This is a genomic window from Bradyrhizobium sp. Ses1, assembly GCF_059512365.1.
In genome coordinates, this window is record NZ_JCAMOQ010000004.1 from 87,439 (window position 1) to 109,989 (window position 22,551).

Consider the following 22,551-nt stretch of genomic DNA (forward strand, 5'->3'; position numbering starts at 1 on the left):
TCAAGACTTGAAGCTTTTTGCATTGCGTAGTCAAAGTCAGTCATGGCGATCGATTCATCAAAATTCTTCGACTCCATTCGCATCAAGCCGACGAAGGTGAGTGCGAAGCGCCAGGCGCAGGCTGGTCAGGAAGCCATCACCTGCGAATGGGCCGGCTGTCAGAACAAGGGTTCGCACCGCGCGCCGAAGGGCCGCGAGAACTCGCGCGAGTATTGGCATTTCTGCCTCGATCATGTTCGCGAGTACAATCAGTCTTACAATTTCTTCCAGGGTATGAATCCTGAGGCGGTGGCGCGCTACCAGAAGGATGCGCTGACCGGCCATCGCCCGACCTGGAAGATGGGTGCCAACACCAGCGCCAAGCACGGCAAGGGCAGCGCCGAGGACGATCTCGGCGGCGCCGCCGATCCCTTTAATGTGTTCTCCGAACTCAACGGCCGCGCCGGCTGGCGGCCTGGCCCCGGCGCGCAGGCCAAGCCCGAGGCGCGCAAGGTAATGAACGCCGAGCGCAAGGCACTGCAGGTGATGGGACTCTCCGCCGAAGCCACGCTTGAAGACGTCAAGGCGAAGTACAAGGCGCTGGTGAAGCAGCACCATCCCGACGCCAACGGTGGCGACCGTTCCACCGAAGACCGCCTGATCGAGATCATCAAGGCGTATAACTATCTCAAGACCGTGGTCCGCGAGGCATGACGTCGTCCCGGGCTTGACCCGGGACCCATAACCACAGGACGCTGTTGTTATGGGAATTGTCGGCCAGTCTTCGTTCCAATTCACGTCAGTGGTTATGGGTCCCGGCTTTCGCCGGGACGACGGCGGAATATGTGGTCCCGCCGTCGTCCTATTGACGGTCTGCGCCTCACACCTTCGGCATTGGCCCCACATAGGACGAGCTTGGCCGGATCAGCCGGCCGGTGCGCTGCTGTTCGCGCGCATGCGCGGTCCATCCCGCCGCGCGCGCCACCGCGAAGATCGGCGTGAAGGCCTGCCGCGGGATGGAAAGCGCATCGAGCAGGATCGCGGTGAAGAACTCGACATTCGTTTCCAGCGGCCGGGTCGGATTCTTCCGCCGCAACGCCTCGCGGATATAGGCCTCGACCTCGCCCGCGAACGGCAGGTCGGCGCCTTCGGCAGCTAACCGCTCGATCGCATCCTTCAGCACATCCGCGCGCGGGTCGCGCACGCGATAGACGCGATGGCCGAATCCCATCAGCCGCTCGCCGCGCGCCAGCGCCGCATCGACCCAGGGCCTGATGCGTTCGCGCGTGCCGATCGCGTCTAACATCTCCAGCACCGGCTCCGGCGCGCCGCCATGGAGCGGCCCGGTCAGCGCGCAATAGCCGGCGGTGACGGCCGCGAACAGGTCGGCTTGCGTCGAGGCCACCACGCGCGTCGTGAAGGTGGACGCGTTCATGCCGTGATCAGAGACCGTGACGAGATAGGCATCCAGCGCCGCGACCTCGCGCGGTTCGGGCTTGCGGCTCAGCAGCATCGTCAGCGTATCCGCAGCGTGGCTGACATTCGGATCGGGCGCGAGCGGATCGTGGCCCTTGGCCCGCTGCACCAGCGCGCCGGCGATCACCGGAAAGGCGCCGACGATCGTCGCTTCGTGCTCGAGCCCGTTTTCGGCGCGCAAGCCAGCGACTGCGGCGCGGAAGCCGTCCACGATCGACATGCCGCGCGTCGCCGGCAGCACGTCGGGCAATCGGGCGAAGGCGCGCTCGCGCGCGTCGCCAAGCTTGGCGCGCACATTGGCCTCGCTGAGCGTGCTTCCGGTTGCCGCATTCCATAATCGTGCGGTGACGCCCTCGAAGCTCGATGTCGAGGCGAGCACACTGACATGCTCGCCGGCGATGATCAGTTCGCCGCGCTCGCCGTCGACATGGCTGAGCACGGTTTCGGCGGCGGCAATGCCGTCCAGCCCAATCGGGCTTTTGGTCACCTGAATATTCATGGCGGATCTCCTTTCGTGATCAGGAGAAAGTCGATCCTCTCGACAGATTGATCAATCTTGATTAGCTTAATCAATATGAAAAAATCCGATGGCCTTTATCTCTCCGCCCGCGAGGCGGCGGCCGAGCTCGCGATCTCGCCGGCTACGCTCTACGCCTATGTCAGTCGGGGCCTGATCCGCTCCGAGCCTTCGGCGGATTCCCGCAGCCACCGCTACCGGGCCGAGGACATCCGCGGGTTGAAGGAGCGCCGCACCCCGTCGCCGGAGCCGCGCGGCCTGCGCAGCTTCGATGCCGATTTGCCGGTGATGGATTCGGCGATCGCAACCATCACCGAGGACGGGCCGATCTATCGCGGCGTGAACTGCGTCGATCTTGCCGAGAAGGATACGCTCGATCACACGGCGACGCTGTTGTGGGATGTCACGGGCGTCGATCCCTTTGCGCCGAACAACTGCCCGTTTGTCTCTGGGGAGATGCGCGCCATCGCCGAGGCCGCGCACCGCGCCGCGCCGATTGACCGCGCCATCGCCGTGCTGGCGCTCGCCGCAAGCGCCGATCCCCGCGCCTTCACCCGCGCGCCCGACGGCCGCGCGATGGTCGGCGCGCGCATCGTCCGGCTATTGGTTGCGACCATGCTGAACCGCGAACCCTCGTCCGAACCGCTGCATGTGCAGATCGCCGGCGCCTGGGCATCCGGCAACAAGCATGCCGCCGACCTGATCCGACGCACGCTGGTGCTGCTCGCCGATCACGAATTGAACGCTTCGACCTTCACGGCGCGCTGTGCCGCTTCGACCGGGCTCAATCTCTATGACGCGGTGATCGCCGGCCTGGCGGCGCTCAAGGGTCCGAAACACGGCGGCGCCGGCGTATTGGCATCGCGGCTGGTGAAGACCTTGGTCGATCAGGATGTCGAGCCGGTGATCCGCGAGCGCGTCGCGCTCGGCGAGCGCTTCGCCGGTTTTGGCCATGGCGTCTACCGGCGCGGCGATCCCCGCGCGCAGTCGCTGTTGGATGCGCTCGCGCGCGCCGGCGCCGCGCGCAAATTCACCAGGGAGGTTCCAGAGCGGATCGCGGAGGCGACCGGCGAGTTCGTCAATATCGACTATGCGCTGGCCGTGCTGGTGCACAGCCTGCGGCTTCCGCTCGGCAGCGAGCTCGCGCTGTTTGCGATGGCACGCAGCGTCGGCTGGATCGCGCATGCCAGCGAGCAATTGCAGCACGGCCGGCTGATTCGCCCGCGCGCACGATATGTCGGGCCGGCGCCCGGACGCAGCGCGGCGGCCAAGAGTATCTGACGTAGCCCGGGTGCAGCGCAGCGTAACTCGGGACCGGCGGTAATCGTTGATGGAGACGTCCCGGGTTGCGCGGAGCCTGTCATCGGGCGCGCTTTCGCGCGACCCGTTGGCTCCACCCGGGCTACAGGCTACGTGTGCGGCTTCGCGGCCGGCTCGATCACGCCGCGCCGGCGGCGGATGATCCAGGTCGCAAGCGCCACGACCAAGGCGCCGGCGATCACCGTCAGGATCCAGATATGCTTGCCGGCGTGATGGTGGTGATACGGCAGCCCGCCATACTCGTGCAGCGCAGAGACCGCGAGCACGCCCGGCAGCACATGCACCGGTGCCCAGAGCAGGACCGCGGGGATATTGACGCTGTAGAAGCGCACCGGCGGCATATCCAGCGCGCCGGCGGTGAGCGGCACGAAGGCGCGGAACGGCGGCACGAAGCGCGCAAAGAACACCGCGAGTATGCCCCAGCGATGGAAAAACGCCTCGCTCTGCTCGACCACGCGCGGATAGCCCGACAGCGGCCATGTAGCCAGGATCTCGCGCTGGCGGCGATGGCCGATCCAGTAGGCGGAGCCGTCGCCGAGCAGGGCACCTGCGGCAGCGGCGGCCAGCACCGGCCATAGCTTCAGCTCGCCGCCGGGGATCAGCGCCCCCATCGCCACAATGATCGTTGAGCCGGGCACCAGCGACCCCGCCACCGGGACCGCCTCCAGAAAGGCGGCCACAAACAATGTCAGATAGGCAAGCCACGCATGGGCCGAAACGAAGGTGATCAGGGGGTCGAGGAATGTGGTCACAAAATTCCCGCAGCTCAGGTCTTGCCTGACCTTGAGAGCTAACAACTCGCCCCCGGCCTGGAAAGGGATCGCGGCGGGCCCTCGCGGCAAAGTGCGGCGCGATTCGCAGGGCAGCCCTCCAAAAACCGCGTCCCAGCACCTATCTTTATGAAAGAACAACGGAACTTTGATCGCGCCGCGGGCTTCTGCCGGCGGTTGCAGTCTGCTAGGCTTGTGCATAGCACCCAATCCGCAGCCAAACGAATAATCTGGTTTCGGGATTCCCGGGACCTCGGAGGACGAATGACGACCGCCGCCCAGACCACATTGGAAGACACCGCCGGCTTGCCCGACATGAAAGTATCGGTCCGGCAGGTGTTCGGCATCGATAGCGACCTTGAGGTGCCGGCCTATGCGGAAGTCGACCCGCACGTGCCGGAGGTTGATGCGGATTACCGCTTCGACCGCGCCACCACGCTCGCGATCCTCGCCGGCTTCGCCAGGAACCGCCGTGTGATGGTCACCGGCTATCACGGCACCGGCAAGTCGACCCATATCGAGCAGGTTGCAGCGCGGCTCAACTGGCCCTGCGTACGCGTCAATCTCGACAGCCACATCAGCCGTATCGACCTGGTCGGCAAGGACTCGATCGTGGTCCGGGACGGCAAGCAGGTCACCGAATTTCGCGACGGCATCCTGCCCTGGGCGCTGCAGCACAATGTCGCGCTGGTGTTCGACGAATATGACGCCGGCCGGCCCGACGTGATGTTCGTGATCCAGCGCGTGCTGGAAGTCTCGGGACGGCTGACGCTGCTCGACCAGAACAAGGTGATTAAGCCGCATCCGGCGTTCCGTCTGTTCGCGACGGCCAACACGATCGGCCTTGGCGACACGTCGGGGCTCTATCACGGCACCCAGCAGATCAACCAGGGCCAGATGGACCGCTGGTCGATCGTCACCACGTTGAACTACCTCGCCCATGACGAGGAAGTCGAAATCGTGCTCGCCAAGGCGAAGCACTACCGCAGCCAGGAAGGCCGTGACATCGTCAACAAGATGGTGCGGCTCGCCGATCTCACCCGCAACGCCTTCGCCAATGGCGATCTGTCGACGGTGATGAGCCCGCGCACGGTGATCACCTGGGCGGAAAACTCCGAGATCTTCGGCGATATCGGCTTTGCCTTCCGCGTCACCTTCCTCAACAAGTGCGACGAGCTCGAGCGGCCATTGGTGGCTGAATTCTACCAGCGCTGCTTCAATGCGGAGCTGCCCGAATCCGCTGTCAACGTGGCGCTCAGCTAGGGGGCATGTCGTCCCGGACAAGCGAAGCGCGATCCGGGACCCATAACCCCAGGATGCAGTTGCGAAGATTGGGGCTTCCTCCGCGCTCAATGATTTCTTCCTGTGGTTATGGGTCCCCGCCTTCGCGGGGACGACGGTGAGAGCGAGATGACCGCATCATCCAACAGCAAATTCCGCAACACGAAGGAAGCGCCGACTGAGCCGTTCAAGCGCGCGGTGACGTCGTGCCTGAAGGCGATCGCGAAAACGCCGGAGCTCGAAGTCTCGTTCGCCGCCGAGCGACCGGGGCTTGCGCCCGGCAAGGCGCGGCTGCCGGAGCCGGCGCGCAAATTGACCAAGCGTGACGCTGCGATCGTGCGCGGACACGCGGACTCCATCGCGCTGAAGCTCGCCTGTCACGATCCCAAGGTGCATCGCAAGCTGATCCCGGGCAATCCGCAGGCGCGCGGCGTGTTCGAGGCGGTCGAGCAGGCGCGCGTCGAGGCGATCGGCTCGCGGCGGATGGCGGGCGTTGCGAAAAACCTCAACGCGATGCTCGACGATCATTTTCATCGCGGCAAGTATGATGAGATCACCGACCGCGCCGATGCGCCGCTGGCGGATGCGCTGGCGATGCTGGTGCGCGAGCGACTGACCGGATTGGCGCCCCCTCAGGCTGCGCGCAAGATGGTCGACCTTTGGCGCCCGCTCTTGGAAGACAAGATCGGCACGCGGCTCGATAAACTGGCGCGCTTCACCGAGGACCAGGCCAGGTTCGGCGACCTCGTGCATGATCTGTTGTCGGCGCTCGACCTCGGCGACGAGCGCGACATGGACTCCGACGAGGACGACAACCAGGATGAAAATCCGGATGGCGAGAGCGATCAGTCCGGCGCCGAAGGCTCGCCTGATTCCGATGCCGCGCAGGAGATGAGCGCCGACCAGGCGCAGACGACCTCGGAAGAGATGTCCGAGAGCGCGATGGAAAGCGCGCAGGCGTCCACCAGCGACACTTTCGACGACGGCGAGCTCGGCGACGATGAGACGCCGGGCGAGGCGACGCGGCCGAATACGCGTGGCGGCAATGAGCCGCGCGGTCCCGAATACCACGCGTTTGCACCGAAATTCGACGAGATCGTCGCCGCCGAAGACCTTTGCGACCATGACGAGCTGGAGCGTCTGCGCTCCTATCTCGACAAGCAGCTCGCGCATCTGCAGGGCATCGTCGCGCGGCTGGCCAATCGGTTGCAGCGCCGATTGATGGCGCAGCAGAACCGCGCCTGGGAATTCGACCTCGAAGAAGGGATACTCGATCCCGCGCGCCTGTCGCGCGTCGTCACCGATCCCTATCACCCGCTGTCGTTCATGCGCGAGAAGGAAGCGACCTTCCGCGACACCGTGGTGACGCTGCTGCTCGACAATTCCGGCTCGATGCGCGGCCGTCCGATCACGGTCGCCGCCACCTGCGCCGATATTCTGGCACGCACGCTGGAGCGCTGCGGCGTCAAGGTCGAGATCCTCGGCTTCACGACGCGCGCCTGGAAAGGCGGGCAGTCCCGCGAAGCCTGGCTCGCCGCCGGCAAGCCGGCGAATCCCGGCCGGCTCAACGATCTCCGTCACATCATCTACAAGTCAGCCGATGCGCCGTGGCGGCGGGCGCGGAAGAATCTTGGCCTGATGATGCGCGAAGGCCTGCTCAAGGAGAACATCGACGGCGAGGCGTTGGACTGGGCGCACAAGCGCCTGCTGGCTCGTTCCGAGCAGCGCAAGATCCTGATGATGATTTCCGACGGCGCGCCGGTCGACGATTCCACGCTGTCGGTCAATCCCGGCAACTACCTCGAGCGGCATCTGCGCCACATCATCGAGGAGATCGAGACCCGCTCGCCGGTCGAATTGATCGCGATCGGCATCGGCCACGACGTCACGCGCTACTATCGCCGCGCCGTCACCATCGTCGATGCCGAAGAACTCGGCGGCGCCATCACAGAGAAGCTCGCCGAACTCTTCAGCGAGACTCACGGCCCTGCTCCCACGGCCGACCGTCGGCCGAGGCGGCTGCATTCTTAGTGATTCTCTCGATGATGCCGCGAGCTCCGATCCACCTCTCCCCTAGGGAGAGGTCGCGCCGAAGGCGCGGGTGAGGGGTTCAGGTCCCTCGATAGACCGTAACCCCTCACCCGATTTGCTGGCGCAAATCGACCTCTCCCTACGGGAGAGGTGAAAACGGTAGCGGATTCCAAATCCATGTCCCCGACGCTCTCCCGCCGTCGTTTTCTCGCTAGCGCCGCGGCGGGGCTTTCGGCCGCCGCATTGCCGCATCTGGCGCTCGCTCAAACTGCTATTGAGCCGCCGACGAAGCCGATCCTGCCGAGCGAGTCCACGGTGGCGGCGCCGGTCTCGATCGACGTCAATGCGCGGCCGCTGTCGTCCTTCGACATCCGCGATCGCGCGCATGTCAGGTTCGGCGCGCTGGAATATCGCAGCGGATTGGTGCTGACTTCCTCCTTTCGCGGCTTCGGCGGCCTGTCGGCGTTGCGGCTCGACGCCAAGGGCGAACGCTTCATCGCCGTCAGCGACCACGGTAGCTGGTTCACCGGCCGCATCGTCTACAAAGGCCGCGAGATGACGGGACTTGCCGATGTCGAGGCGGCGCCGCTGCTCGGCCCCGACGGCAGGCCGATCACCGCGCGCGGCTGGTACGATTCTGAATCAATGGCGCTGGACGGCTCATTCGTCTATGTCGGGCTTGAGCGCGTCAACCAGGTGCTGCGCTTCGATTTCTCCAAGGGATTCACGCGCGCACGCGGCGAGGTGGTGTCGCTGCCGCCGGCCGCCAAACGGCTCCCGAACAACAAGGGGCTGGAGGCGCTGCTGATGGTGCCGCAAGGGCTGCCGCTGGCGGGAACCTTGATCGCGATCTCCGAGCGCGGCCTTGATGCGCAGGGCAACATCACCGGCTTCCTGGTCGGCGGCAAGACGCCGGGACAGTTTTCCGTTCGCCGCACAGACAATTTCGACATCAGTGACGCGGTGCTGCTGCCCTCCGGCGACCTGCTGCTGCTCGAGCGCAAATTCTCCTGGGTTGACGGCGTAGGCATTCGTATCCGCCGCATCGCACTTGCGTCCGTGATGCCGGGTGCCGTCCTCGACGGTCCTTCGGTCTTCAACGCCGATCTCGGCAACGAGATCGACAACATGGAAGGCATCGACGCCCACACCACGGCCGAAGGCGACACCGTGATCACCATGATCTCCGACGATAATTTCTCGATGATCCAGCGCACGCTGCTGCTGCAGTTCACGCTGGTGGAATAGAGGATTGGTCTCGGGGTTGGCAAACACACTGGCCCGCTCTGACGGAACGGTTCTTGCAACGCTGGGGCGTCAATCGAAACCGAGAGCCATGATGCGCAAGTTGTTCCCCATTGTCATCGCCGCGAGTTTGTTTGCCGCAGTTGCACAGGCGCAGACCTGGCCCTCGCGCCTGATCAAGGCGACGATCCCGTTCGGCGCGGGCAGTGCCACCGATGTTGTGCCGCGCCTGGTGTTCGATCGGCTCTCGGCAGAGCTCGGCCAGCCCTTCGTGATCGAGAATCGTGCCGGCGCTGGCGGCACGCTCGGCACCGGCCTCGTCGCCAAGGCGGAGCCTGACGGCTACAACGTGCTCGCGCATTCCTCGGCGCTGACCATTGCGCCGGCAATCTTCCCGAATCTCTCTTTCGACGCGACCAAAGACCTTTCATCCGTGCTGATGATCGGCTCCAGTGCCAATGTCATGATCGTGCCGAAGGAGCGGCCCTGGAAAACCATCCAGGATTTCATTGCCGACGCCAAGGCGAAGCCCGGCTCGATCTCCTTTGGTTCGGTCGGCGTCGGCAGCGCCGTGCATATCAGCGCGGAAAAATTCCTCCTCGCCGCCGGCATCGAAGGCACCCACGTGCCTTATCGCGGCGGCCCCGAAGTGATTGCCGACATCCTGGGCGGGCGCATCGATCTCTATTTCTGCCCGCTCGCGACCGCGCTGCCCCTGATCCGCGACGGCCAGGTGAAGGCGCTGTTGGTGTCGACGCCGAAGCGCGCCGCCGATTTGCCCGATGTGCCGTCTCCGTCGGAGATCGGTTTGACCGGCGCCGACAGCATGAGCTGGTTCGGGATCTTCGTGCCGGCGAAAACGCCGCGTGAGATCATCGAGAAATTTCATGCGGCAGGGATGAAGGTGTTGAACGATCCGGCAACGCAGGCAAGCCTCAAGAAACTTGGTGTCGAGCCGATGCCGATGACACCAGCCCAGATGGACGATTTCATCAAGCGCGAGACCGTCGCTAACCTGCAGTTGATCAAGGCGGCCGGAATCAATCAGTAACCGGCAGGTTGAGGCGGGGCCGGGGCGTGGTTAGATAAGAAGGCAGTTTCCCTCCTATCCGGATCCCCCACATGAGCGCCCTGTTTTCCCCGATCGAGCTGCGCGGCCTGAAATTGCCCAACCGGATCATGGTATCGCCGATGTGCCAATATTCGGCAGACAACGGCGAGGCCAATGATTGGCATTTCACCCATATCAACATGCTGGCGCTGTCGGGCGCGGCGATGTTCTGCATCGAAGCCACGCATGTGGAGGCCATCGGGCGGATCACGCCCGGCTGCCTTGGACTTTATAATGACGCCACTGAGGCCGCGCTGAAACCGATCCTGGCCTCGGTGCGCAAACATTCGAAAGCAGCGGTCGCGATGCAGCTTGCGCATGCCGGCCGCAAGGGGTCGAGCCATCGGCCCTGGGACGGCGGGCAGTTGATCCCGCTGTCCGAAGGCGGCTGGCGGACCGTGGCGCCATCGGCAGTGCCGCACAAGGAAGGCGAGGCGGCGCCGCTCGCGCTGGATGAGGCCGGGCTCAAGCGCATCCGCGACGATTTTGTGACGGCCGCCAAGCGTGCCGACCGGCTCGGCATCGACGCGCTCGAACTGCATGGCGCGCACGGCTATTTGATGCATCAGTTCTTGTCGCCGATCTCGAACAAGCGCACCGACCAGTATGGCGGTTCGCTCGAAAACCGCATGCGCTTTCCGCTTGAAGTGTTCGACGCGGTGCGTGCCGCATTTCCGGATCGCAAGCCCGTCGGCATCAGGGTGTCGGCGACCGACTGGGTCGAGGGCGGCTGGGACATCGCGCAGACGATCGAATTCGCCAAGGAATTGAAGAAGCGCGGCGTCGACTGGATCGATGTTTCCTCCGGTGGCGTTTCGCCATTGCAAAAGATCCCGCTGGGTCCGGGATATCAGGTGCCGTTCGCGCAGGCTGTGAAAGAAGCAACTGGCGTCACCACCATGGCAGTCGGGCTGATCACGGAAGCGAAGCAGGCCGAAGAGATCGTCGCTTCCGGCAAGGCCGACATGGTCGCCCTTGCGCGCGGCATGCTCTACGACCCCCGCTGGGGCTGGCACGCTGCCGCCGAACTCGGCGGACAGGTTGACGCACCGCCGCAGTATTGGCGCTCGCAACCGTCGACGCACAAAGCGCTCTTCGGCGCGACCACGTTCGGAGCGCGGTAAATCATCACCGTTATTGCGAGCGAAAGTGAGACGGCTATCCCGCTCTGCAACGACGAAAGCCACTATTCCGCCGCAACCGGGGTGGGTACTCTCGCTTGTGCATGAGATGCGACGGCAAAGTCGCACCAGAAAACAAGCGAGAGGAAAGCCATGGAACTTGGATATTTCGCGATGCCCTCGCATCCGCCGGAGTGCGGATTGAAGGAGGGCCACGATTGGGACCTGCAGGTGCTCAGGTGGCTGGATGAACTCGGCTATCAGGAAGCGTGGATTGGTGAGCATCACACCGCGCCCTGGGAGCCGCATCCGTCTCCGGATCTGTTGGTCGCGCAGGCATTGCTGCAGACCAAGAACATCCGCATCGGCCCCGGCGGCTTCCTGCTGCCCTATCACCATCCGGCCGAACTCGCCAATCGCGTCGCGATGCTCGATCATCTCTCCGATGGGCGGCTCAATTTCGGCGTCGCTGCAAGCGGCCTGCCGAGCGACTGGGCCATGTTCAATGTCGACGGCATGTCGGGCCAGAACCGCGACATGACGCGCGAAGCGCTCGAAATCATCCTGAAGCTTTGGAGCGACGATGCTCCGTGGACATACAAGGGCAAATACTGGACGGTGACGAAGCCGGACACGATGTTCGATTTCCTCAAACCGCACCTCAAGCCGAAGCAGGCGCCGTATCCGCCGATCGGCGTCGCTGGCCTCTCCAAGAACTCCGATACGCTGAAGCTCGCGGGCGAGCGCGGCTTCATCCCGATGAGCCTCAACCTCAACCCGGCCTATGTCGGCAGCCACTGGGATTCGGTGGAGGCGGGCGCAGCGAAGACCGGCCGCAAGCCGAGCAGGCAGGATTGGCGATTGGTGCGCGAAGTCTTTGTCGCCGACACCGACGAGGAAGCCTGGCGGCTGTCGACCGGCGACATGATGGGACGGATGATGGGCGAGTACTTCCTGCCGCTACTCGGTCACTTCGGCTTCAAGGACTATCTGAAAGCCACGCCCGACGTGCCGGACAGCGACGTGAACGTCGAATATTGCGCCCGGCACAACTGGATCGTCGGCTCGCCCGCGACCGTGACCGAAAAGATCGAGAGGATCTATCAAGAGGTCGGCGGCTTCGGCGTGTTGCTCGTGTTCGGCTTCGACTACAAGCACAAGCCGGAAGCTTGGCACCACTCGCTGCAGCTGTTGAAGCAGGAAGTGCTGCCGCGGCTGAAGCATCTCGGCAGCGAGTTCGGCCGCGCCGCGTAGCGGCGTAGGGTGAGCAAAGCGACTACACCCACCGCAGCTCACCACAAGTGACGATGAAAGCGTGCCCACCATCACGAGCTGAGTGCTTGATGGTGGGCACGCGGAGCCTGTCATCGGGCGCGCGTTCGCGCGACCCGTTGGCTTTGCCCACCCGACGAGTCTGCAGAAAATCGATAATCGCGGTAATTAATCGCTGCTATCAGCGCAACTTGCGGTGAACGCGGGCCGCCGGACATGTGCAGCGCCACATGCGAACGGTATCTTTCACGCTATTCGAAAGAGGCGTAGCCTGATCATCATCATGGGGGATCGGCACGATGCGGTCCCGCGTACGAAAGTTCGCCCATGTTCTCGAGCGCCTTGGCCTTGCCATGGCGGGAGCCGCGAGCGGCCTGTTCGTGGCGGCCCTTGTCGGGTCAGGCATCGCTGCCTTTACGTCGCAGGGATTTCTTCTGCTCATGATGGTCTGCGGCGCAATCGGCTTCTATGTCGGCATCGACACGCCGCCACTGCCATTCCAGCCGCCGAGCGATGAATCCTCGCGCGGGAATATCGATGCGGCGGAATTCCTGAGCGCGTTCGGGACCTTCCTTGCGGCACTGGTCGCCTTCGTCTCGGTGGTCCTCATCGTGCTTCGCATCGAGCCGCACGTCGCCTGGACGGTTGCGGTCATGATCGGATGGGTGTTCGGCGTCGCCATGCAGATTGTCGCCGGCACGATCGCGCGCATGCGCTAGTCGAAGCTGGATCTTCGATGGATTTTAAAGAAAAATCAGTGGTTTACCTCGTGTATCGGACGGTTTCCTGCCGACCGAGCATTCGATTTTCGGTCTCGTGAAGAAATTTCTTGAGCATTGCTCATTTTCTCGCTATACGGATGAGCGTTGCTCAAAATGATCCGGAGGCCGCTCACATGGAAACGCTTGTCCTGCAACTGACCCGGCAACTGACCGCGACCTTCTTCGAGGATGTTCTCAAGTCCGTCCTGGAATTTGGCAGGTCGATCGCCCGCGGCATCACCGCGCCGATCAATCGTATTGCCAACGCCTGCGACGTTGCCGGCGTGCTCGAACGCCGCCGGTTCGCAGCACAGATGCGGCGTCGTGCGCGGCAAATGCAGCGTCCGCGCGGGCGTTGGCCGTTCGGTTCGCTCAGCGAACTCACCTGAGACGGTCCAATTCGCCTCGATTGCGGAGCCGGGTTCCTAACCAAGAAATCACCATGCTCCGCACGTCCGGCGGACGTGGCCGCCCCATAGCCAGGCACAAGGTCTCCTACATCTTTGACGTGCATGGTCGGCCGAATGCCGCAACTTGCGACGTCGAACCGCGAGGCAATCAAGAACACTAATAGCAACGGCATCGCTGCTTAACTTTCGCTTTTCCTGACCCCGATAACCCCAAAACGAATTTTACAAGGCCAAGGATTTCCGGCCGAACTGCCCAGGAACCGATTATGATCAAACAGTTGATGTCGTCGCGCCGTTTCGCGCCATTGTTCTGGGCGCAGTTCTTCTCGGCGCTCAACGACAACGTCCTGAAGAACGCGCTGGTCATCATCCTGCTCTATGGCGCCACCACCGGCGAGAATGCATCGCTGGTAACCCTTGCCGGCGCCGTTTTCATCTTTCCCTTCTTCGTATTGTCGGCACTCGGCGGCGAGCTCGCGGACAAGTATGTGAAGTCGGTCGTCGCGCGGCGGCTGAAATTCGTCGAGATCTTTGCCGCCTGCTTTGCGGCGGCCGGCTTCTTCCTGCATTCGGTGCCGCTTCTGTTCGCTGCGCTGGCGCTGTTTGGCACGGTCGCGGCGCTGTTCGGTCCGGTGAAGTATGCAATCCTGCCCGACCAGCTTTCGGTCGGCGAGCTTGCCACCGGCAACGCACTGGTAGAAGGCGCAACCTTCCTCGCAATCCTGATCGGCACCATCGCCGGCGGCCTGTTCGTCGCGGGCGCGAGCCACATGGGCTGGATCTCGCTTGCCGTGGTCGGCCTGTCCGTTCTGTCCTGGGCTTTCGCCGCGCGCATTCCCGCCAGCACGCCGTCCGCGCCCGAACTCGCCATCACCACCAATCCCTGGACGTCCACGGTGCGGCTGCTCAAGTCGCTCTATGCTGAGCCGCGTCTGTGGGACGGCATGGTGATCGTCTCCTGGTTCTGGCTCGCCGGCGCGGTCGTGCTGTCGCTGCTGCCCGCGCTGATCAAGGAAGGCGTTGGAGGCACCGAAGGCGTCGTCACGCTGTGCCTCGCGACCTTCGCGATCGGCATCGCCGCCGGCTCGCTCATTGCGGCCCAGCTCAGCCATGTGAAGCCCAATCTCGCGCTGGTGCCGACCGGCGCCATCATCATGGGCGTGGTCGGCCTCGATCTCGCCGCGGCGATTGGCGCGACCGTGCCGGGCAACGGTGTGACCGCGGCGGCGTTCGCAACCTCGTTCGGCGGGCTGCATATGCTGGTCGGTTTCTTCCTGTTCGCCATCGGCGGCGGCCTGTTCGTGGTGCCGGCGTTCGCCGCAGTGCAGGCCTGGACCGCGCCGTCGGAGCGCGCCCGGATCATCGCGGCCGGCAATATCCTGCAGGCCGGCTTCATGGTGGTGGGATCGCTGTTCGTCGCGCTGCTGCAATATGCCGGGCTTTCGATCGCCTGGATCTTCTTCGGCCTTGCCGTCGCAAGCTTTGGTTCAGTGTGGTTCGTGCTCAAGAAGTGGGGCAAGGAGGGTGTGCGCGACTTCGGCGCGCTCTTGTTCCGTGCGCTGTTCCGCGTCGAGGTTCGCGGCATCGAGAACCTGCCGCCTGCGGGCACGCGCATGCTGATCGCGCCCAACCATGTCAGTCTGGTCGACGGCCCGCTGCTGCACGCGACGCTGCCGATCGACGCCAGCTTCGCGGTCGATACGGGGATCGCGAGGGCGTGGTGGGCAAAGCCGTTCCTGAAAATGGTCCGTCACATCACCCTCGATCCGACCAAGCCGCTCGGCGCGCGTGATCTGATCAAGCTGGTCGCCTCCGCTGAACCTGTCGTGATCTTCCCCGAGGGCCGCCTGACCGTGCATGGCTCGCTGATGAAGGTCTATGACGGCACCGCGATGATCGCCGACAAGGCCGATGCCGTGATCGTTCCTGTCAGGATCGAGGGCGCGCAGCGCTCGCATCTCAGCTATCTCAAGAATGGCGAGATCAAGCGCTCCTGGTTCCCGAAGGTGACGATCACGATTCTGCCGCCGGTCAAGCTGCCGATCGATCAGTCGTTGAAGGGCAAGGCCCGCCGCAATGCCGCCGGCGCCGCGCTGCAGGACATCATGATCGAGGCCATGGTGAAGAACGCCATGCTCGATCACACGCTGTTCGAGGCGCTCGCCCATGCCCATCGCGACCGCGACACCGGCAAGGCGGTCGTTGAGGATGCGCTAGGCACGAAACTAACCTATCGCAAGCTCATCCTCGGCGCGCAGGTGCTGAGCCGCAAGCTCGAGCAGGGCACCGCCATCGGCGAGAATATTGGCGTGCTGCTGCCGAACTCGGCTGGCGTCGCCGTCGTCTTCATGGCTCTGCAGACCATCGGCCGCGTGCCGGCGATGCTCAACTTCTCCGCCGGCCCCGTGAATGTGCTCTCGGCGATGAAAGCGTCGCAGATCAGGACCGTGCTCACCTCCCGCGCCTTCATCGAGAAGGGTAAGCTCGACAAGCTGATCGCGGCGATCGCTCCTGAAGCGCGTATCGTTTATCTCGAAGACATCCGCGCCACCGTCAACGCGCTCGACAAGATCCGCGGCCTGTTGGCCGGCACCGCGCCGCGCGTTGCGCGGAGGGCCGATGATCCCGCCGTGATCCTGTTCACCTCGGGCTCGGAGGGGACGCCGAAGGGCGTCGTGCTCTCCCACCGCAACATCCTGGCCAATGCGGCGCAGGCGCTGGCGCGGGTCGATGCCAATGGCAACGACAAGGTGTTCAACGTGCTGCCGGTGTTCCACTCGTTTGGCCTCACCGGCGGGATGATGATGCCGCTGCTCGCGGGGATTCCGATCTTCATGTATCCTTCGCCGCTGCATTACCGCATCGTGCCGGAACTGATCTATCAGACCGGCGCCACCATCCTGTTCGGCACCGACACCTTCCTCACCGGCTATGCCCGCTCGGCGCATGCTTACGACTTCCGCACGCTGCGGCTGGTGCTGGCGGGCGCGGAGGCGGTGAAGGATCGCACGCGGCAGGTCTATATGGAGCGCCACGGCATCCGCATCCTCGAAGGCTATGGCGTCACCGAGACTGCGCCGGTGCTTGCCATGAATACGCCGATGGCGAACCGCCCCGGCACCGTGGGCCGCCTGTCGCCTTTGATGGAATACCGCCTCGATCCGGTCCCCGGCATCGAGGAGGGCGGCCGGCTCTCGGTGCGCGGTCCGAACGTGATGCTCGGCTATTTGCGCGCAGAAAACCCCGGCGTGCTGGAGAAGCTCGTCGATGGCTGGCACGACACCGGCGACATCGTCACCATCGATGCCGCGGGCTTCATCGCCATCAAGGGCCGCGCCAAGCGGTTTGCCAAGATAGCGGGCGAAATGGTGTCGCTGTCGGCGGTGGAAGCGATGGCGTCCGCGCTGTGGCCGCAGGCGATCTCGGTTGCGGTCTCCATTCCCGATGCGCGCAAGGGCGAACGCATCGTGCTCCTGACCACGCAGCGCGATGCCGAGCGATCTGCGGTGCAGCGCCAGGCCAAGGCGACAGGTGCCTCCGAGCTCGCCGTGCCGGCCGACATCCGCGTCGTCGACAAAGTGCCGCTGCTCGGCTCCGGCAAGACTGACTATGTCGCGGCAACCGCGCTTGCCAAGGAACTCGCTACCGCGGCGCCGTCGGCAGAGCCGATGGCCGACGTGGCGTAACGGGTCCCGCCTCTGGCGGGCCCGATGACAGGCTCCGCGACGAAGCAATCCATTTCTCCGCACGCGGAAGCATGGATTGCTTCGCGGAGCCTGTCATCGGGCGGCGCCCCGCGCCGACCCGTTGGCTCGCAATGACGATGGCTGAGGCGGTTGTCCTTCCCGCGTTCCTGTTGTCCAATAAGCTCATAACCAACAACACTCGGGCGGCTCTGCGACGCCGGCCGGAATTTTGGAGGAACTCGATGCCTCTCCCGCTTGATCCCGTGATCGAGAAGATCATCCCGCTGCTGCCGCTGCGCGATCCTAAGACCATGACGCCGCAGAGCGCGCGGGAATCGCTGCGGGCGCTGGCCGCCGCGCGCGCCGAGATCCCGCCGCCGCCGGTCGAGCACGTGAAGGACGTCAACGTCGCCGGCGGCGCCGGGCCGCGTCCGGCGCGGGTCTATCGCAATGGCAGCGGGACCGCACCGACGGTCGTGTTCTTCCACGGTGGCGGCTGGGTCGCGGGCGACCTCGAGACCCATGACCGGCAGGCGCGCAATCTCGCCATCGAAACCCGCGCGGTGGTGGTCTCCGTCGACTATCGCCGCCCGCCGGAGACGCGTTTCCCCGGCGCGTTCGAGGATGCCTTTGCCGCGGTGCGCGACGTGGTCGGCCGCATCAAGGAATTCGGCGGCGACGTAGCCCGCGTCGGCGTCGCCGGCGACAGCGCGGGCGGCAATCTCGCAGCCGCCAGCGCGCTCGCCTGCCGCGATGCCGGGATCAGGCTCGCCGGCCAGCTGCTGGTCTATCCCGTCACCGACGTCGTCGGCAATTTCGCAGACACTGCTGAGAATGCGCGGTTTCCGTCGCGGGCCGAGAACGCGGAAGGATATTTTCTGTCGCGCGCGGTGATGGAGTGGTTCTGCGGGCATTATCTCGAAGAACGCGGACATGGCGCGGATTGGCGGGTCTCGCCGCTGCGGGCGAAGGAGTTGAAGGGCGTTGCACCCGCCGTCGTCACCACCGCCTGGTTCGATCCGCTGCGCGATGAGGGCGTGGCCTACGCCAACGCGCTGCGCGAGGCCGATGTGCCGACCACGCATCATGACGGGCAGGGCCTGATCCACGGCTATTTCGGCCTTGTCGACGCCTCCGAGGCCGCGCGGGCCGAGGCGCAGCGCGCGCGGACGGACTTCAAGGCGCTGCTCGACAAGGGCGCGTAAACGTCAGCCGACGGCGCGCACGCCTTTGGCGAACGGGCTCAAGCCCAGCCATTGCTGCATCGAGCGGGCGATCGCCTTGTCGCCGGTGAGCTCGATGCCGCCGTTTGCCACCTCGCGCTCGAGCGTGGCGATCCCCATCCATACCGCGGTCATCGTTCGCAGCGGGCAGGTCACATAGAGATCGACCTCGTAGCCGGGATCGGTCAGGCAGAGGTCGACGGTGGCGCCGTCGATCACGAGCCACCAGGATTTGCGCTCGCCCGACAGCTCCGGATAGATGAAGTTGATGGTGCAGCGGCGCGGCGGCAGCGGCTCGGGGCGGAGGTTCCGCCGCATGTCCCACATCAAAAGTGAGGGATCGAGGTTCTTCAGCGACAGCGAGGACTCGACCCAGCGCTGGGCCCAGAAGCCAAGCGACATGATCACCTCGCGCAAATCCTCGCCGGCCTGCGTCGGCCGATAATCCATCACGCCCGGCTGGCCCGATGGCGTCACGCTGATCAGCCCGGCCACCTCCAGCTCCTTCAGCCGCTTCGACAACAGCGAGGGTGACATCCGCGGCACGCCGCGCCGGAGGTCGTTGAAGCGCGTCGTGCCGCAGAGCAATTCGCGCAGCACCAGCACGGTCCAGCGATTGCAGACGATCTCGGCTGCCATCGCGACCGGGCAAAACTGCCCATAGCTTCCGCGCTCGGTCCTGTCAGGCAATCGGCTCCTCCTGAAATGCGGTAGTACAGGTATGCTAGCGCGGACCCGGCACCAGGCCGGAAGATGGCGCGAAAAATGTAAGCATTCCGGACGCTGTAGAGACCTCATCGATGGACACGGCGTCGCAGTACAGTTCCTGAACTGGAGCGCCCTTTGCGGCGGAATTAGGCTCTCCCACGGTGGATATTCTCAACGATGGAGAGTGTCATGAGCAGCAACGCAGCACACAGTTTCGATGCGTCAAAATCGCGCAGCGCGGTCGAGATCGCAGAGGAGCTCGGCCCGATTTTCGCGCGGCGCGCCGAGCAAGAGACGAACGAGGACAGGTTCGTCGCCGAGGATTTCGCGGACCTGAAGGCGGCAGGCCTCGTTGAAGCCGGCGTGCCGGCCGAGCTTGGCGGCGGCGGCGTCGAGGTCGACGAACTCGCCGAGATGCTGCGCACGCTGGCCCATTACAGTGGCTCGACCGCGCTCGCCTTCTCCATGCACACCCACCAGGTCGCGGTCCCCGCCTGGCGCTGGAAGGTGCAGAAGGCGGCTCCCGCGGAGCCGCTGCTGCGGCGCATCGCCAATGAGCGCATCATCCTGTTGTCGAGCGGCGGCTCGGACTGGATCGGCGGCTCCGGCCGGGCCGAGAAGGTCGACGGCGGCTATCGCATCACTGCGCGCAAGGTGTTCTCGTCCGGCTCTCCCGCCGGCGACCTCTTGATGACGAGCGCGGTGCTGGAGAGCGAAGGCGAGCCGGCGACCGTGCTGCATTTCGGCGTGCCCATGAACTCGCCGCATGTGAAGGTGCTCGACAATTGGCGCACGCTTGGCATGCGCGGCACCGGCTCCAACGATGTCGTGATCGATGGCCACATCGTGCCGGAGGCGGCGGTCGCAGCAAAGCGCAAGGCCGGCGAATGGCATCCGTTGTTCCAGATCATCGCGACCACCGCGTTCCCGCTGATCTACTCGGTCTATCTCGGCGTTGCCGAGAGCGCGCGCGACATTGCAATCGCGACCGCGAAGCGCAAGACGCCGGACCAGCATGCGATCCAGCTCGCCGGCCGCATGGATACCGAGCTCGCGGCGGCGCGGCTCGCGCGGGAATGGATGCTGGCTGCTGTCAGGCTCAATGCGCCGTCGGCTGCGACCGTCAATCAGGTGATGATGGGCCGCCAGCTCGTCGCGCGGCATGCGATCGCGGCGGTCGAATATGCGATGGAGCTCGCCGGCGGCGCAGGCTTCTATCGCGCAACGGGGCTGGAGCGGCGCTTCCGCGACATCCAGGCGGCGCGCTACCATCCGTTGCAATCGGGCCCGCAGGCGCAATATGCGGGATCGATGGCGCTCGGCTTGCCGGTCGACCGGGTATATTGAGCACCGCGCTGATGAAGACGACCCGCGGTCGCGCGGCGTTCGTTGTTGCGAGGCAGGCGGTCCTTCACGCCGCCGCCGGCGTCGAATGGATTGCCGCCGCGCTTGCCGAGCACATGATGACGACGGCCCATGCCGGCGCGACGTTTTCGCTTCTGATGTCAAAGAACCGAGGGGATGCGCGCCGGCGTTCTCGCGGCAAAAGGCGCCCGAGGCTTGCGGCCGTTTCACCCTCTTGAGGAACGAACCGTAGGGTAGGCACAGTCACACTCCGCTGTCGTCCCCGCGAAAGCGGGGACCCATAACCACAGCTGATCGTTGTGGCGCGAGCGAGCGGTTGCGGCGGAGCAGACTGCAAACGCTTGTGGTTATGGGTCCCGGGACCCGGCTACGCCAAGACTTCGCCGCGGCGCGCAACCTTGGGACGGCGGGAGGGGGCTCGGTCGGCTGCGGCTGCCTCCAGGTTTTGATCCTGATCGAGCTCAGCAGGATCGCGGCGACGATCATCACCAGGATTCCGCCAAGGCTGACCGCGATCTGCATCGACAGCCCATCCGAGATGTCGAGCAGCGCCACGTGGCTGGCGAACGCCAGCAGAACGCCGAGGCAGTAGATTGGAAGCGAGTTCGCGCCACAGCGTATCGCGCCGCGCATCACCGGCGTCGCCAGCCCTCGCCAATTGTGAGGCACAAACCATACGGCCAAAACCGCAACAGCAAGAAAATGGAGCAGTCGAAATGGACTGAGATTCGATTTGTCGATTGGGAAAAGCAGATTCGTCAGGGTCTGCGGGACCAGCGGTTCCAGCGACGTCATGCGCGAGCTCAATGCGATAACCAGGCTGAAAACCAGATAAAGAACGGCCAGGACCAGCGCCGCGCGCGAGGTCACCCACGGCCGAAATCTGTTTCCCTCGATGACCCACCAGGCGCCAAGCACAAGCAGAAGCTGCCAGGCAAGTGGATTGAAGAACCAGACGTTGTGCGGCCAGGCGGGAACGCTCCAGCCGAAGACGCGCACGAGCCCATAAAGCAACACCGAGGCGCCAAGCGTCACGTTCGGTACTCGCAACAACAGCCACAGAAGCGGCGCGAACAAGACGTGATAAATCACGAAAACCGGCAAGATGTCGGTGTTGACGGGACGGTATTGCAGGATCGCAGCATGCGCGAGCGCCGCGCCCGGATGCTCCAACAGGATGCGCGTATTGGTCTCGTCAGCAAGATGGTCGCGGCCTGCAAGGTAAACCATGATGACGCAAGCGAGCGTGAGGAGCAAAGATGCAGCATATATGTCCCATCCTCGCCGCAGCGAACGGCCGAGCACGCCGCTCCAGCCCTCGCGCTGACGTGCCCTTCCGTAGGCCAGCGCACAGGTGACGCCCGACATGAACATGAATACTTCCGCGGCATCGCTGAAGCCGTAGTGCCGCAGTGTCAGCCAACTTCCGATGTTGCCGGGGACATGGTCAAGAAAAATGCACCATAGTGCGATGCCGCGGCAGGCATCGATCCGCAGGTCGCGGCCAAACCCCTCGAGTTCCGGCGTCGACTCGTCAGCCGATCGCTTGGAGATGTGAGTTCGATCATGCATTTGGTTACGCTGTCCAGCGTGCGGGCGCGCTCTCGGTGGGACACAGGTCGACGAGACAGCCGATGCGGTTACAAGGCCCGGCTATCGGATGGCTTGGGCTTCTTCCGTGGCGGGTCCGCCGTCCCCACCGCTAACCCGATCACCAGGGCCGGCACGATCGCCGGCGTCCCAATTCGCTTTCCGGACTTCGTCGCTCGCAACCGGGATCAGAAGCTGCTGCCGCATTTCGGCGAGGCGGGCGCGGCAATATTCGCGGTAAAGCAGGTCTAATATGATGGACATGATCGAATCCTCGCTTGATCATCACCGTCGACATCCCACGCATTTCGCCCACGGCCGAAAATGACCTGTGCCGGGGGAGGATCTGCAGATCGATCTGCACCGCGGATCGTTGAGTTCGATCAATCGCGAACAAATTAGTAAAGCTGGACCCGCGCTTGCTGGCGCCAGCAATTTTTGAAAATGGACGTGATGGCGGCAACGAGAAATAGAGCTATCACGGCTATCTCTCCTTAAAGGAGATTTTTGGCGTCACGACTCTCTTAACAATAACTATGGGACTGATTTTCCGGCCGCCAAGTGAGCCAATTCACAACAGTATCGATCACGGGTGAGTGAGAGTAGCAGGCGGACGCTGTCGTTTCTTGGACTACTGCGCACCGCGTAACGGAAGGTTGGTGCGCGAATAGCAAACTATAATGCC

The 22,551-nt window shown here is 64.3% G+C and carries 18 protein-coding genes; 13 read left to right on the forward strand and 5 right to left on the reverse strand.

Features of this window, described 5'->3' with window-relative positions; all coding sequences use genetic code 11:
- Nucleotides 1-42 precede the first annotated feature (42 nt).
- Nucleotides 43-693 carry a J domain-containing protein gene (locus AC5ZG5_RS07240; RefSeq protein WP_130577693.1) on the forward strand — a complete coding sequence of 217 codons (651 nt, stop codon included), beginning with the start codon at nt 43-45 and terminating at the stop codon, nt 691-693.
- A gap of 166 nt (nt 694-859) precedes the next feature.
- On the opposite strand, the gene AC5ZG5_RS07245 is transcribed toward AC5ZG5_RS07240, so the two are convergent.
- Nucleotides 860-1,954 carry a citrate synthase/methylcitrate synthase gene (locus tag AC5ZG5_RS07245; RefSeq protein WP_456641456.1) on the reverse strand — a complete coding sequence of 365 codons (1,095 nt, stop codon included), beginning with the start codon at nt 1,952-1,954 and terminating at the stop codon, nt 860-862.
- A 75-nt stretch (nt 1,955-2,029) separates the two neighbouring features.
- On the opposite strand from AC5ZG5_RS07245, the gene AC5ZG5_RS07250 reads away from it, so the two are divergent.
- Complete coding sequence (locus AC5ZG5_RS07250; protein WP_456641455.1) at nt 2,030-3,253, forward strand: citrate synthase family protein; 1,224 nt, start codon at nt 2,030-2,032, stop codon at nt 3,251-3,253.
- A gap of 128 nt (nt 3,254-3,381) precedes the next feature.
- Here the strand turns inward: AC5ZG5_RS07250 and AC5ZG5_RS07255 are convergent, their stop codons facing one another.
- Nucleotides 3,382-4,044 (reverse strand): DedA family protein, encoded by a 663-nt coding sequence (locus tag AC5ZG5_RS07255; RefSeq protein WP_456641454.1) that lies wholly within the window; start codon nt 4,042-4,044, stop codon nt 3,382-3,384.
- A gap of 282 nt (nt 4,045-4,326) precedes the next feature.
- Here AC5ZG5_RS07255 and cobS point away from each other — a divergent pair, with 282 nt between their 5' ends.
- From cobS to AC5ZG5_RS07305, 10 genes are all read left to right on the forward strand, one after another.
- Nucleotides 4,327-5,325: a cobaltochelatase subunit CobS gene (gene cobS, locus AC5ZG5_RS07260; protein ID WP_028164232.1), complete on the forward strand. Its 999-nt coding sequence runs from the start codon at nt 4,327-4,329 to the stop codon at nt 5,323-5,325.
- A 147-nt stretch (nt 5,326-5,472) separates the two neighbouring features.
- Complete coding sequence (cobT, locus tag AC5ZG5_RS07265) at nt 5,473-7,374, forward strand: cobaltochelatase subunit CobT (protein ID WP_456641453.1); 1,902 nt, start codon at nt 5,473-5,475, stop codon at nt 7,372-7,374.
- Nucleotides 7,375-7,551: 177 nt separating this feature from the next.
- Nucleotides 7,552-8,622, forward strand: coding sequence for an esterase-like activity of phytase family protein (locus AC5ZG5_RS07270; RefSeq protein ID WP_456641452.1), 1,071 nt, complete (start codon nt 7,552-7,554; stop codon nt 8,620-8,622).
- 91 nt (nt 8,623-8,713) lie between these two features.
- Complete coding sequence (locus AC5ZG5_RS07275) at nt 8,714-9,670, forward strand: Bug family tripartite tricarboxylate transporter substrate binding protein (protein ID WP_456641451.1); 957 nt, start codon at nt 8,714-8,716, stop codon at nt 9,668-9,670.
- 71 nt (nt 9,671-9,741) lie between these two features.
- Nucleotides 9,742-10,854 carry an NADH:flavin oxidoreductase/NADH oxidase gene (locus AC5ZG5_RS07280; protein ID WP_456641450.1) on the forward strand — a complete coding sequence of 371 codons (1,113 nt, stop codon included), beginning with the start codon at nt 9,742-9,744 and terminating at the stop codon, nt 10,852-10,854.
- 150 nt (nt 10,855-11,004) lie between these two features.
- Entirely contained in the window at nt 11,005-12,105 is a 1,101-nt protein-coding gene (locus AC5ZG5_RS07285; RefSeq protein ID WP_456641449.1) for an LLM class flavin-dependent oxidoreductase, read from the forward strand.
- A gap of 317 nt (nt 12,106-12,422) precedes the next feature.
- Nucleotides 12,423-12,842, forward strand: coding sequence for a hypothetical protein (locus AC5ZG5_RS07290; RefSeq protein WP_028164238.1), 420 nt, complete (start codon nt 12,423-12,425; stop codon nt 12,840-12,842).
- Nucleotides 12,843-13,018: 176 nt separating this feature from the next.
- Nucleotides 13,019-13,273 (forward strand): hypothetical protein, encoded by a 255-nt coding sequence (locus AC5ZG5_RS07295; protein ID WP_028164239.1) that lies wholly within the window; start codon nt 13,019-13,021, stop codon nt 13,271-13,273.
- Between the two features lie 287 nt (nt 13,274-13,560).
- A complete protein-coding gene (locus tag AC5ZG5_RS07300) occupies nt 13,561-16,980 on the forward strand; it encodes an acyl-[ACP]--phospholipid O-acyltransferase (RefSeq protein WP_456641448.1) in 3,420 nt (1,139 codons plus the stop codon).
- A gap of 242 nt (nt 16,981-17,222) precedes the next feature.
- The gene (locus tag AC5ZG5_RS07305; protein WP_456641447.1) at nt 17,223-18,185 is read left to right on the forward strand and encodes an alpha/beta hydrolase; all 963 of its coding nucleotides are present in this window, start codon (nt 17,223-17,225) and stop codon (nt 18,183-18,185) included.
- Nucleotides 18,186-18,188: 3 nt separating this feature from the next.
- On the opposite strand, the gene AC5ZG5_RS07310 is transcribed toward AC5ZG5_RS07305, so the two are convergent.
- Complete coding sequence (locus tag AC5ZG5_RS07310; protein ID WP_130230944.1) at nt 18,189-18,842, reverse strand: winged helix-turn-helix transcriptional regulator; 654 nt, start codon at nt 18,840-18,842, stop codon at nt 18,189-18,191.
- 258 nt (nt 18,843-19,100) lie between these two features.
- Between AC5ZG5_RS07310 and AC5ZG5_RS07315 the strand changes: the two genes are divergently transcribed.
- A complete protein-coding gene (locus AC5ZG5_RS07315) occupies nt 19,101-20,258 on the forward strand; it encodes an acyl-CoA dehydrogenase family protein (RefSeq protein ID WP_456641446.1) in 1,158 nt (385 codons plus the stop codon).
- A 261-nt stretch (nt 20,259-20,519) separates the two neighbouring features.
- Here AC5ZG5_RS07315 and AC5ZG5_RS07320 read toward each other — a convergent pair whose 3' ends face one another.
- Entirely contained in the window at nt 20,520-21,848 is a 1,329-nt protein-coding gene (locus AC5ZG5_RS07320; RefSeq protein WP_456641445.1) for an OpgC domain-containing protein, read from the reverse strand.
- Nucleotides 21,849-21,929: 81 nt separating this feature from the next.
- Nucleotides 21,930-22,130, reverse strand: coding sequence for a hypothetical protein (locus AC5ZG5_RS07325; protein ID WP_130230940.1), 201 nt, complete (start codon nt 22,128-22,130; stop codon nt 21,930-21,932).
- Between the last annotated feature and the right edge of the window lie 421 nt (nt 22,131-22,551).

What these genes read in the sequence shown, in the direction of transcription:
- AC5ZG5_RS07300 (WP_456641448.1), top strand. Translation starts at nt 13,561, where the DNA reads ATGATCAAACAGTTGATGTCGTCGCGCCGTTTCGCGCCATTGTTCTGG.
- AC5ZG5_RS07270 (WP_456641452.1), top strand. Translation starts at nt 7,552, where the DNA reads ATGTCCCCGACGCTCTCCCGCCGTCGTTTTCTCGCTAGCGCCGCGGCG.
- AC5ZG5_RS07305 (WP_456641447.1), top strand. Translation starts at nt 17,223, where the DNA reads ATGCCTCTCCCGCTTGATCCCGTGATCGAGAAGATCATCCCGCTGCTG.
- AC5ZG5_RS07245 (WP_456641456.1), bottom strand. Translation starts at nt 1,954, where the DNA reads ATGAATATTCAGGTGACCAAAAGCCCGATTGGGCTGGACGGCATTGCC.
- AC5ZG5_RS07250 (WP_456641455.1), top strand. Translation starts at nt 2,030, where the DNA reads ATGAAAAAATCCGATGGCCTTTATCTCTCCGCCCGCGAGGCGGCGGCC.
- cobT (WP_456641453.1), top strand. Translation starts at nt 5,473, where the DNA reads ATGACCGCATCATCCAACAGCAAATTCCGCAACACGAAGGAAGCGCCG.
- AC5ZG5_RS07325 (WP_130230940.1), bottom strand. Translation starts at nt 22,130, where the DNA reads ATGTCCATCATATTAGACCTGCTTTACCGCGAATATTGCCGCGCCCGC.
- AC5ZG5_RS07280 (WP_456641450.1), top strand. Translation starts at nt 9,742, where the DNA reads ATGAGCGCCCTGTTTTCCCCGATCGAGCTGCGCGGCCTGAAATTGCCC.
- AC5ZG5_RS07310 (WP_130230944.1), bottom strand. Translation starts at nt 18,842, where the DNA reads ATGGCAGCCGAGATCGTCTGCAATCGCTGGACCGTGCTGGTGCTGCGC.
- AC5ZG5_RS07320 (WP_456641445.1), bottom strand. Translation starts at nt 21,848, where the DNA reads ATGCATGATCGAACTCACATCTCCAAGCGATCGGCTGACGAGTCGACG.
- AC5ZG5_RS07285 (WP_456641449.1), top strand. Translation starts at nt 11,005, where the DNA reads ATGGAACTTGGATATTTCGCGATGCCCTCGCATCCGCCGGAGTGCGGA.
- AC5ZG5_RS07290 (WP_028164238.1), top strand. Translation starts at nt 12,423, where the DNA reads ATGCGGTCCCGCGTACGAAAGTTCGCCCATGTTCTCGAGCGCCTTGGC.
- AC5ZG5_RS07295 (WP_028164239.1), top strand. Translation starts at nt 13,019, where the DNA reads ATGGAAACGCTTGTCCTGCAACTGACCCGGCAACTGACCGCGACCTTC.
- cobS (WP_028164232.1), top strand. Translation starts at nt 4,327, where the DNA reads ATGACGACCGCCGCCCAGACCACATTGGAAGACACCGCCGGCTTGCCC.
- AC5ZG5_RS07275 (WP_456641451.1), top strand. Translation starts at nt 8,714, where the DNA reads ATGCGCAAGTTGTTCCCCATTGTCATCGCCGCGAGTTTGTTTGCCGCA.
- AC5ZG5_RS07315 (WP_456641446.1), top strand. Translation starts at nt 19,101, where the DNA reads ATGAGCAGCAACGCAGCACACAGTTTCGATGCGTCAAAATCGCGCAGC.
- AC5ZG5_RS07240 (WP_130577693.1), top strand. Translation starts at nt 43, where the DNA reads ATGGCGATCGATTCATCAAAATTCTTCGACTCCATTCGCATCAAGCCG.